Source organism: Candidatus Frankia alpina, from assembly GCF_902806485.1.
GTDB classification, from domain to species: Bacteria; Actinomycetota; Actinomycetes; order Frankiales; family Frankiaceae; genus Frankia; species Frankia alpina.
The window spans coordinates 1-9,898 of the sequence record NZ_CADCWT010000187.1; the positions used below are offsets into that span (position 1 = coordinate 1).

11 protein-coding genes and 3 pseudogenes are annotated in these 9,898 nt (G+C 72.5%); 7 read left to right on the top strand and 7 right to left on the bottom strand.

Features of this window, described 5'->3' with window-relative positions; genetic code table 11:
- Both G6R25_RS27670 and G6R25_RS17620 read left to right on the top strand, forming a co-directional pair.
- Positions 1 to 192, top strand: a pseudogene (locus G6R25_RS27670) (hypothetical protein); the annotation flags it as partial.
- Between the two features lie 267 nt (positions 193 to 459).
- Positions 460 to 897 carry a hypothetical protein gene (locus G6R25_RS17620; RefSeq protein WP_163553866.1) on the top strand — a complete coding sequence of 146 codons (438 nt, stop codon included), beginning with the start codon at positions 460 to 462 and terminating at the stop codon, positions 895 to 897.
- A gap of 61 nt (positions 898 to 958) precedes the next feature.
- Here G6R25_RS17620 and G6R25_RS17625 read toward each other — a convergent pair whose 3' ends face one another.
- Together G6R25_RS17625 and G6R25_RS17630 are read right to left on the bottom strand one after the other, a co-directional pair.
- Positions 959 to 1,930 (bottom strand): pirin family protein, encoded by a 972-nt coding sequence (locus G6R25_RS17625; protein ID WP_235948889.1) that lies wholly within the window; start codon positions 1,928 to 1,930, stop codon positions 959 to 961.
- A 42-nt stretch (positions 1,931 to 1,972) separates the two neighbouring features.
- Positions 1,973 to 2,341, bottom strand: a complete 369-nt coding sequence (locus G6R25_RS17630; protein WP_163553867.1) for a cupin domain-containing protein — start codon at positions 2,339 to 2,341, stop codon at positions 1,973 to 1,975.
- 105 nt (positions 2,342 to 2,446) lie between these two features.
- On the opposite strand from G6R25_RS17630, the gene G6R25_RS17635 reads away from it, so the two are divergent.
- Positions 2,447 to 3,016 carry a VOC family protein gene (locus tag G6R25_RS17635; protein WP_235948891.1) on the top strand — a complete coding sequence of 190 codons (570 nt, stop codon included), beginning with the start codon at positions 2,447 to 2,449 and terminating at the stop codon, positions 3,014 to 3,016.
- Positions 3,017 to 3,427: 411 nt separating this feature from the next.
- On the opposite strand, the gene G6R25_RS17640 is transcribed toward G6R25_RS17635, so the two are convergent.
- Both G6R25_RS17640 and G6R25_RS17645 read right to left on the bottom strand, forming a co-directional pair.
- Positions 3,428 to 3,892: a hypothetical protein gene (locus G6R25_RS17640; RefSeq protein WP_136449366.1), complete on the bottom strand. Its 465-nt coding sequence runs from the start codon at positions 3,890 to 3,892 to the stop codon at positions 3,428 to 3,430.
- Between the two features lie 204 nt (positions 3,893 to 4,096).
- Positions 4,097 to 4,549, bottom strand: coding sequence for a MarR family winged helix-turn-helix transcriptional regulator (locus G6R25_RS17645; RefSeq protein WP_136449367.1), 453 nt, complete (start codon positions 4,547 to 4,549; stop codon positions 4,097 to 4,099).
- A gap of 241 nt (positions 4,550 to 4,790) precedes the next feature.
- On the opposite strand from G6R25_RS17645, the gene G6R25_RS17650 reads away from it, so the two are divergent.
- From G6R25_RS17650 to G6R25_RS17660, 4 genes are read left to right on the top strand one after another with little or no spacing between them, the layout of a single operon-like run.
- On the top strand, positions 4,791 to 5,861 hold the full coding sequence (locus G6R25_RS17650; protein WP_163553869.1) for a 3-dehydroquinate synthase family protein: 1,071 nt from the start codon (positions 4,791 to 4,793) through the stop codon (positions 5,859 to 5,861).
- A complete protein-coding gene (locus tag G6R25_RS31780; protein WP_235948893.1) occupies positions 5,858 to 6,223 on the top strand; it encodes a hypothetical protein in 366 nt (121 codons plus the stop codon). Before G6R25_RS17650 ends, G6R25_RS31780 begins: the two co-directional genes overlap by 4 nt.
- 56 nt (positions 6,224 to 6,279) lie before the next feature.
- Positions 6,280 to 6,717, top strand: coding sequence for a Rossmann-fold NAD(P)-binding domain-containing protein (locus G6R25_RS31785; protein WP_235948895.1), 438 nt, complete (start codon positions 6,280 to 6,282; stop codon positions 6,715 to 6,717).
- A gap of 20 nt (positions 6,718 to 6,737) precedes the next feature.
- A complete protein-coding gene (locus G6R25_RS17660; protein ID WP_163553870.1) occupies positions 6,738 to 7,721 on the top strand; it encodes an ROK family protein in 984 nt (327 codons plus the stop codon).
- Here G6R25_RS17660 and G6R25_RS17665 read toward each other — a convergent pair.
- From G6R25_RS17665 to G6R25_RS17675, 3 genes and pseudogenes are all read right to left on the bottom strand, one after another.
- The gene (locus tag G6R25_RS17665; RefSeq protein WP_163553871.1) at positions 7,709 to 8,515 is read right to left on the bottom strand and encodes an HAD-IA family hydrolase; all 807 of its coding nucleotides are present in this window, start codon (positions 8,513 to 8,515) and stop codon (positions 7,709 to 7,711) included. The genes G6R25_RS17660 and G6R25_RS17665 overlap by 13 nt on opposite strands.
- A gap of 79 nt (positions 8,516 to 8,594) precedes the next feature.
- Positions 8,595 to 9,690, bottom strand: a pseudogene (locus G6R25_RS17670) (Gfo/Idh/MocA family protein).
- Between the two features lie 14 nt (positions 9,691 to 9,704).
- Positions 9,705 to 9,898, bottom strand: a pseudogene (locus G6R25_RS17675) (DegT/DnrJ/EryC1/StrS family aminotransferase); the annotation flags it as partial.

Below are 9,898 nucleotides of genomic sequence, written 5' to 3' on the forward strand. Positions count from 1 at the left end.
ATTTACGATCCCGGCGATCTGATTCGAATCAGCCATGGCGGGTTTCGGAAAAACTCCATGGCCACCCCGAGCGAGGGCATCCCGTCGTGCTCGCCTTCTACCCCGACGACCGCACAGCCGGTCGGCACTCGGCAGATGTGCTCCTACTCGGCGGGCCTGGAAGTCTTCGCGGACCTCGGCGTCCTCGTGTAGGGCATCAGCCCGCAGGATCTGGACCGCCACGAGGAGTTCGCCCGCCAACACAGCCTGGGCTTTCCCCTGCTCGGGGTCACCTACTCCGACGTCGACACCATCGCCGAACAGGTCAGAAAACTCTGACGAGCCGGGCCGGCGCAGGCCGGTCCCGTTCGCTTTCCGGCCGCAGGCGACGTTACGTTTGGGCGACACGCCGCCGGCTCGAGCCGTCCGGCGCCCCGCGGCGAACCTGACAATGCGCCGCCCGACGGAAGGTTGTCCACCATGGGTCTGCCCCTCAAGGCACGTGACGTCCGCGGCCGCGTTGCAGCGGGAACGTTCATCCTGTGCTCAGGTCTGGACAAGTGGAAGGCCGACCGTGCCACCGCCGAGGGGGTGCACGGCTTGGCCTCGAACACCTATCCGTTCCTGGCGAAACTCGACCCGGTGACCTTCACGAAGGCGCTCGCCGGCGCCGAGCTCGCTCTCGGCGCGGCGCTCGTCGTCCCGGTCGTGCCGACCGGGCTCGCCGGGCTCGGCCTGTCCGCCTTCTCCGGTGGGCTGCTCGGACTCTACACCCGCACGGACGGCATGCGCCGGGAGGGCACTGTCTGGCCGACGCAGCAGGGGCTGCCCATCGCGAAGGACGTGTGGCTGCTCGGCATCGGGCTGGGCTTCGTCATCCAGGGGCTCGGCGCCCGCCGCAGCCGGACCGCCGACTAGCCCCGGCCAGCCCAGGGACATCCGCCGCCGACCAACCCACCCCGCCGTCGACCAGCTCCAGTCAGCCGGTCGCCCAGGGCCGCTCGGGCGCAGGGATTCGCCGGGCGGTGGTGGCCACGGTGCCGAACCGGTCCGCGCCGGCCTGCCAGTCGGCGCGGGCGGCATCGATCTCGGCCCGAGACCGGGCGACGAAGTTCCACCACATGACCAGTTGCTCACCCAACGGCTCCCCGCCGAGCAACAGCACCCGGGCACTCTCGTCGGCGCGCAGCGGCAGCTCGTCGTGCCCGGCGCCCAGGTAGCCCAGCCGGCCGGGGCGCAGGACCTGCGCGCCGACCTCCACCGACCCGGCCAGGACGACCAGCCCGTGTTCGAAGTCGCGCCGCAACGGCAGGACGGTGCCACCGGAGCGCAGCGCGAGATCGACGCCGACCAGCGGAGAGTCGGTGCGCGCCGGGGAGACGTTGCCGCCGAAATCGCCAAGCAGCACCGTCGCTTCGGCCGCCCCGAACCGGGCGACGGGCAGGTCGGCGTGGTGAGCGAAGGCGGGTGGACCGTGCCGGGTGTGCTCGGGCTGCGCCACCCACAACTGCACGCCGTGCAGCTCACCCCGGTAGTTCTCGGATTCCTCCGCATGGGCGATCCCGTGCCCGGCGCTCATCAGGTTGAGCTCGCCCGGTCGTAGGACCTGTTCCGAACCGAGGCTGTCCCGGTGCATCTGGCGGCCACGCAGCAGCCAGGTGACGGTGGCCAGCCCGATGTGCGGATGAGGCCCGACTGCGACCGGGCTCGACGGTGAGATCGCCACCGGGCCCAGATGGTCGACGAAGCACCAGGCGCCGATGGTCCGTCGGCTCCGGCGGGGCAGGACTCGCCGCACCAGGATTCCGCTGACGTCGGCGGTCCGCCCGTCGACGACCTCCAGCTCCGGCCCAACCGGCCGAGGCTCGATCCCCCTGCCCCGGGCGGGGGCACCGGCGGGTCCGCGGACGCGGGAGCGACGTCGATGGGCGAGACGGGTCCACTCATTCATCAACGGTACGCCGCTTCGTTGCACAGGCAACGGAAAGCGGACCTACCCGTCCCCGTCCCGGTGGACGGTCTCCGGGAGAAAGGCCGGCAGGCAGACCGAGATGTAGTCCGCGCCGTCCGCGCCGCGCGTGCTGTAACGGACCCACTCGCCAGCAGCGGTGTGCACGGCCTGACCAGCCGCAACCTCGATGATCCCGTCGACGTGCTCCACCGTCACCGCGCCGCGCAGGACGACCGTATATTCGTCGAACTCGGGCCGCTGGCCTGGCTCAGTCCAGCCGCCCGGACTCGACATGTGCGCGATGCTCAGGCTCCGGGTGCCGGTGTTCACCCCGCCCACGTACTCTCGAATGATCTTGGGAAGATTCCCGGCGGCCTCGACGACGGTCGGCTTCTCGATGAAGGTCGGCATAGGTTGCATCATCGTGCCTGGCTGCCGGCCGGGACGCAGGAAGCGCCGGACGACGGTACGATCGGTCGCGCTCCCCCGATGCCGGCGGGATGCGGGAGGGGTGTCGTGACAACCGAGCCGGTCTTTCACCTCCAGGCCCGTATGCAGGCCGAGATGATTCCGACACGGTGCGGCGCCACGGATCTCGCGGCGGACGGTGCACCGTTCAGCGGCATCGAGGCCATCGAGTCGTTGCTCGCCGGGCTGACGTTTCATCACTTCGCCATCGTGGTCGCCGACTTGGATCTCGCCCGCGAGCTCTACACCGTCTCGCTCGGCATCGAATCCTGGCACACGCGGGCGCTGTCCGGGCCCGCCGTGCGCCGCGGCCGACCCGTCGCACTCGATGGCGCCAGGGTCGCGGCCGGCCGACTCGGCTCCAGCCAGGTCGAGCTGGTCGAACCCGGCCGCCAACCGTGGACGGCGCGGGAGATCCTCGACAGGCGCGGCGAGGGCGTCTTCGCCATTGGTTACCTGGTCGACGACGTCGCGGCCCAGCTACACGCCTCGGTCGCCGCCGGAGCACGGGTCGAGCAGGTCCGACCGAATACGCAGCATCCGGTCGGGGCCTACCTGGACGGCGGCACGGGCCTGCTGGTCGACCTGGTCCAAAGCGGTTCATCCTGGTCCGGCTGACGGCCGGCACGATCCTCGTTGGCTTGTGCCGACGCCCCGATGAATGTCATCATCAGTCCAGAGGCCGCCCGGCACCCCCCGAGCCGGGCGGCCTCACCTGTGCCGCCGACGCGCCGCCGGGCAGGAATCTCTCCGGGTACGGATCATTTCGCAGGTCCGTGCCGCCGGTGGTTCCGCGAAAGTCGGCCCAGCGATCGGCAGGCCGGCCCTGCCGCGTTCCCGACCGGATTTTACGTCGCCTGGAAATAACCGCCGGCCGGCCAAAACACCGTCGGTAGGTGGAAAGACGCCACCGACGGATACAGATCGCCACCCGGCGGCGCGGCACCCCGCGCGCGGTCAGGTGGTCAGGTCGTCAGGTGGTCAGGTGGTCAGGTGGTCAGGTGGTCAGGTGGTCAGGTGGTCAGGTGGTCAGGTGGTCAGGACGACGATCGTGAGGATGAGCCCGATCACGGTCGTCGCGAGCGCGACGAACGTCGCAATCCGCCCGCGCCCGCTGCCCTTTCGCCAGGCCAGGGCGCCGCAGCCGATCGCGATCAGCCCGGCGAGCGGGAAGAACAGGCCGAGCGCGGCGAAGGTGAAAGCGATGATCCACAGCGCCCGAGCGCCGGGCAGCTCCTCGTCCGGCGCCGCCGGCACGCCGTATTCCAGCTGGGCCAGGCCGTTATCCGGGTACGGCACATCCGGGGTGCCGGCAGGCCCGGACGGAAGGGTCCCCAGCTGTTCCGGCACCGCCGACGCCGGCGTGGAGTGCCCTTGACCATCCTCGACCTGCGCTGAAGTCCGCCCACCAGACGCCGTACTCGGCACGCCGGCGGGCGTTTCGGTGGGACGCGGGCCGGAATCGGCGTTGGTCGCGGGGGTCGGCTTGGTCATCACAGACTCCTCGTTTACGAACTAGCCGGGTTTCTCGACGGATCTGCGGTCGGAGACCGGCCCGTGGTCACCGAGCCTGACGCAGATTCCCGCCGGTGTCCCGGATCCTCGCGAAAGGCGCGCCGCGCGGAGGTGTCGGCCACCCGAAGGCGCCACCGACCGTGATATAGGTCACCACCGCCCACGGTCATCTCGATAACCCGGCTATCGGCCCCGCTCGGCCAGATTCTCCTCGACGAAACGCTCCATCCCCGCGACGAAGGCACGTGCGTCCTCGGCCGGCCAGGCGTCGAGCCTGCGCTGGAACGCGCCCGCCAACCGGCCGCGCAACCGCTCGATGGCGGCGTGCCCCTCGTCGGTGACGGTGAGCCGGGTGGCGCGGGCATCGTCCGGATCGGCCGAGCGACGCAGCAGTCCGAGTGCCTCGAGCCGGTCGCTGTGCCGGCTCACCACCGACCGGTCGATGCCGATCTCCGCGCTGAGCTTGCGCGCGGTCATGGGACCCGCCCGAGCCAGGCCGTTGAGCACGGGGTAGGTCGCCTCGTCCAGGTTCACGTCGCCCGCGGCCAGCAGGTCCCCGAACAGCCTCATCCGGGTCGGCCGCGCGAGCAGGAGCCCGAGCGCCGCGGCGAGCCTCGCGCCGTCGTCTGATCGCACCGCACAGACCCTACTCTGCGTGCATGATGCACGAGCTGACCGGCATGCGGCGAACTCCGGCCAACCGGTCGCGACCGGGATGTATCGACCGGAACACAACGGGATCTTTGGGGCAGGTGCCCCGGTTGGGGTGCCCGAGCGGCACTTCGGCAGACTGGGGCACAGGCGCCGCGGCGGACCATCGGGGAGCACGGCGGATGGCCACCACACCTCGCGGATCCGGAGACGACACGTGACGGGCATGCTTACAACCCAGCCGATCAGCCCGATCGAGCGGATCGACGCCGATCACCGGCGTGTCCTGGTGGAACTCGGCCCGCGCAGCTACGCCGTTGACATCGGCGCCGGCGTCCGCCAGACCCTGCCCGACGTCGTGGCCCGCGTCGGTGCAAGGCGGGCCGTCATCGTTTCCGCCCGTCCCCTCGACGCCGTGCCCGACCCGGGCGTGCCGGCGCTGCGGCTACCCGCCCGCGACGGCGAGGCGGACAAGACCCTGACGAACGTCGAGGCGCTGTGCAGCCGGTTCGCGGACTTCAGGCTGACCCGCTCGGACGTCGTCATCTCCTGCGGCGACGGGACGACCACCGATGTCGTGGGGCTCGCCGCCGCGCTATACCACCGCGGCGTCGCCGTCGTCCACCTGCCGACCTCGCTGCTCGCCCAGGTCGACGCGAGCGTCGGCGGGAAGACCGCGGTGAACCTGCCCGCCGGCAAGAACCTCGTCGGCGCCTACTGGCAACCCAGCGCCGTCCTCTGCGACACCGACTACCTGGCCACCCTGCCCCGCCGAGAGTGGATCAACGGCTACGGCGAGATCGCGCAGGCCCACTTCATCGGGGCACCCGGGCTGCTCGGCCGGCCGGTCGCCGAGCAGATCGCGGCGAGTGTGGCGCTGAAGGCCGGAATCGTCGCCCGCGACGAGCGCGACTCGCACCTACGCCACATCCTCAACTACGGGCACACCCTGGGGCACGCTCTGGAACGCACCACCGACTACGCGCTACGCCACGGCGAGGGTGTCGCCGTCGGCACCGTGTTCGCCGGCCGGCTCGCCGGGGCGCTCGGCCGGATCGGGCCCGAACGGGTCCGCGAACACCTCGACGTCGTACAGGGCTACGGTCTGCCCGGCGCCCTGCCCACCGGGGTGAAGCCCGCCGAGCTCATCGCCGTGATGCGGCTGGACAAGAAGTCGACGAACACCGGGCTGACCTTCGTCCTCGACGGCCCGGCGGGGCCGGAGCTCGTGCCCGACGTCGACGAGGACCTGGTGCTGGCAACGCTCGCCGCGATGCCCCCCGAGGACGCGGCGTGACGTCGGCAGTCCCATCGTCGCCGGCCCCAGCCCAGCCCACGCGGCCGATTGGCGGCGCCACCCGGCTGTACGCCGTCATCGGCGACCCGGTCGCGCAGGTGCAGGCGCCGTCCCTGCTCAACCCGCTGTTCACCCGGCTCGCGGTCGACGCCGTCCTCGTCCCGGTGCACGCCCGACCGACGGACTTCGCCACCGTCCTGCGCGGGCTCGCGGCCATCGAGAACCTCGACGGCGTCCTCGTCACGATCCCGCACAAGGTCGCCGCCTGCGCCCTGGCCACCGAGCGCAGCCCCGCCGCGCGGATCAGCGGCAGCGCCAACGTGCTGCGCCGGCTGCCCGGCGGTGGCTGGCTGGCTGGCTGACTGACAACTTCGACGGGACCGGCTTCGTCCACGGACTGACCGCCGCAGGCCATCCGGTGCGCGGCGCGCGGGTCGCGCTGATGGGGGCCGGCGGGGCCGGCAGCGCGATCGCGGTCGCACTGCTCGACGCCGGCTGCGGACCGCTGTCGATCTACGACCCGGACCGGGGGAAGTGCGCGGGCCTGCTCGCCCGGCTGGACGAGCACCGGCCGGGCCGGGCCGTCGCCACACCCGAGCCGGCGCTGAGCGACGCGGACCTGGCGGTGAACGCCACCCCGCTCGGCCTGCGCCCCGGCGACCCGCTGCCCTTCCGGCCCGACTCGCTGCCGGCGGGCTGCGTCGTCGCCGACATCATCATGAAGCCGCCGCGGACCCGGCTGCTGGACGCGGCCAGCGCACTCGGGCTGCCGGCCCATCCGGGCATCCACATGCTCACCCACCAGCTCGACCTGTACCGGTCGTTCTTCCAACTCAGCTCGGCGGCCAACGCCTGACGGGCTCCGGGAGGCTCCTCATGCACACCCTCGCCTCGCCGATGACGCCAGGCGTCCTGGGCATCGACGTCGGCGGGACCAAGGTCGCCCTGCGCATCGAACCGGCCGACACCACCGCACCCATCCACGCCGACGCTCCGACCGGCAACGGCACGTCCGCCGGTGCCGCAACGCCGGTCGAGGCGACGTTCCGCTGGGCGTCGTCGGCGAGCGCCGGCCGCGACCTCGGCGATCTTGCCACGCACGTCGCCGGCCTGCGGGCGAGGTGGACCGGGCCGGTGACCGCGGTCGGGGTCGCGATGCCCGCGACCGTCGATCCGGCCGGTCGGGTGACGACCTGGCCGGGCCGGCCGAGCTGGACGGGACTGGCGCTGGCCGACGCGCTGCGTGGCCTCGTACCGGAGGCGGTCGTCGCCTGTGCGGACGACGGCGACCTCGCCGCCCTCGCCGAGGCGGACGCGGCCGCCTGCCCGGACCTGGTGTACCTCGGCCTCGGCACGGGCGTCGGCGGCGGGATCGTGCTGGACGGGCGGCCCTGCCCACGACCCGGCCGCGGCTCGGCCGAGATCGGACATCTGGTGATCTCCGCGGAGGGCCCGCCGTGCACCTGCGGACGGCAGGGCTGCGTACAGGCCACGGCCAGCGGCCCTGCCACCCTGCGCCGGGCGGCACGCTACCGCGCCGGCGAGAGCGGCGAGAGCGGCGAAGAAGTGACCTTCGCCGAGCTACGCGCGGCCTGGCTCGCGGGGACCGGCTGGGCGGTGCGGGAGAGCGCGCAGGCGGTCGCCGTCGCCGTGGTCGGGCTGACCGAGCTGCTCCATCCGGCGTTGGCGGTGGTCGGGGGCGGATTCGCGGATGGCCTGCCCGGATTCGCGCAGGCCGTCGACGAACGGGCCCGCGAGCTCGGTCGCCCAGGCCATCCGCCCGCGCCGGTGCGAGCCGCGGTGCTCGGCGGTCTGTCGTCCCTGTCCGGCGCGATCCTGCTGGCGCGTCAGGCGTCCTGACGGCGGGTCAGTCGCGCGCGAGCAGAACTCTCGGCCCGGTGGGCCGCGGTCGCCGACGTCGGCGATGCGGCCTGCAGGTCACCTCGGGCGATGGGGAGGTCGACCGGCGGCGCGGCGCAGCCGCAGGCCGTCGGCGCCGGCTGAGGGCCGGCGCCGCCGAGCAGCACCAACAGCTCCGCGGGACGGTGCAGCACGGCGTCCGGGCGGGCCTTGAGCAGCTCGACGCCGTCCGTCTCGCCCCACAGTGCGGCGACCGCCATGACCCCGGCGGCACGAGCGCTCTCGATGTCCGCGACCGCGTCGCCGAGCATCATCGCCTCGGCCGGCCCCGTTCCCAGCAGGTCGAGCGCGCGCAGCACGATGTCCGGGGCGGGCTTCGGCCGCGGGATCTCGTCGGAGCCGATGACGTGGTCGAACAACGACAGCACACCGAGCTCGCCGAGCAGGTGGCGGGCCCGCGGGCCGGCCTTGCCGGTGGCGACCGCGAGCCCGTGGCCCCGAACGCGCAGCCGGCGCAGCATCTCCTCCACGCCGTCGAAGAGAACCACCTCATGGGCGAGGCGGTAGCTCTCCCGCACGAACGGCTCCTCCATCGCCAGCGGCAGGTTCATGATCCGCATGATGTCGGGGAAGTAGCGGCCAAGGTGGCGGTTGTACTCCTCGAACGGCGGCTCACCGGGACCGACGACCTCCGCGTAGGCGATCGTGAACGCCTGCCGCACCACGCCGAAACTGTCGACGAGCACGCCATCGAGATCGAAGATCACTGTCTGCCGATATGTGCCGCCGGCCATCGGCCGACCCCTCGGTTCCGTTCCCACAGGCCCCCCCGGGCTCGACGAATAGATCAACGGTGCTTTGTCCGCGACGTCATCAACCGGCGCGGACGAGCTGCGGCGCGGACCTGCGCGAGCGCGCCGATTCGTAGAGGCGCTCGATGGCCGCGATCATCGGCCGGACCTCGGCGATCGCCCGCCCCCGCGAGGCCGGGTCGGCCAGCATCGCCGGCAGCTCGTCGAGCTGGCGGCGGTACTCGGTCCCGATCGGCTCGTCCGGCAGTGGCACCGCCGTGGTCTGCCCGGTCCGGGTCACCGACAGCGACGAGCGATCCTGCCGGTTCGGCCCGAAGCCGAAGGTGCAGCGCAGCGAGGCGGTTCCGGCGGCCCCCTCGACGTTGATCGCGGTGAGGTCGCGGGCCTCGTGCGAGGCCCAGCTCGCCCGCAGGGACACCGAGGTCCCGTCCCCGGTCACCAGGGAAGCCGCGCGCCGTGTCCTCCACGTCCCCGCCCCCGGTGGGAGCTTCCTGCTCGCCATGGCGCCAGGACGCCGCCCACGCGCCGTCGCTGACGAAGTCGTCGGACGTCGTCCCGACCACCTGCTGAAACTCGACGCTGCCGAGCAGGGGGATGAGCGTGTCCAGCAGGTGCCAGCCGAGGTCGACCAGCGCGCCACCTCCGGACTGCTCCCGGCGGGTGAAGCAGCCGCCGGCGTCGGGGATGCCGCGGGCACGAATCCAGGCCAGGTCGACGTGGCGGATCGCGCCGAGCCCCGCCGCGACCCCGTAGAGCCGGCTGACGTCGGCTCGGTAACGCGCAGCGCTGCCGGCCAGCAGGGTGACGTCGCCGGCCCGTTCGGCCGCGGCCAGCCGGTCCGCCTCCGCGGAGCTCAGGCAGACCGGCTTCTCCAGGAAGACCGGGATGCCGGCGGTCAGCAGCAGCTCGGCGATATCGGCGTGCCGGTGGTTGGGCACCGCCACGACGGCAAGGTCGAACCGGTCCGAGCCGAGCTCGGCGATATCGGCCAGCACCTCCAGGTCCGGGTGCTCGACGGCGTGCTCGGCGGCCACCGTGGCGCGGACGGCGGGATCGGGATCGACCGCCGCGGTCACCACGAACCGGGGGTGCTCGCGCAGCCGCGGCAGCCAGATGGACCGGCCGGCCCAGCCCAGTCCGACGACGGCGACCCGCACCGGCACCGCCGGTGTCACTGCGCCGCCAGGGTGTCGGCCACGACCGCCGCAACCTCGTGCATCTGCTCCTCGGTGCCCAGCAGTGTCCGGTGTTGTAGCCAGACGCCGTCGGCGCTCAGCGCCTCGGTGTTGGGGCACCGCTTCGCGATGTCGTCCACGGACTCGTCCGGGACGCCGGTCTCCCAGAACCCATTGAGCCATTCCCGGC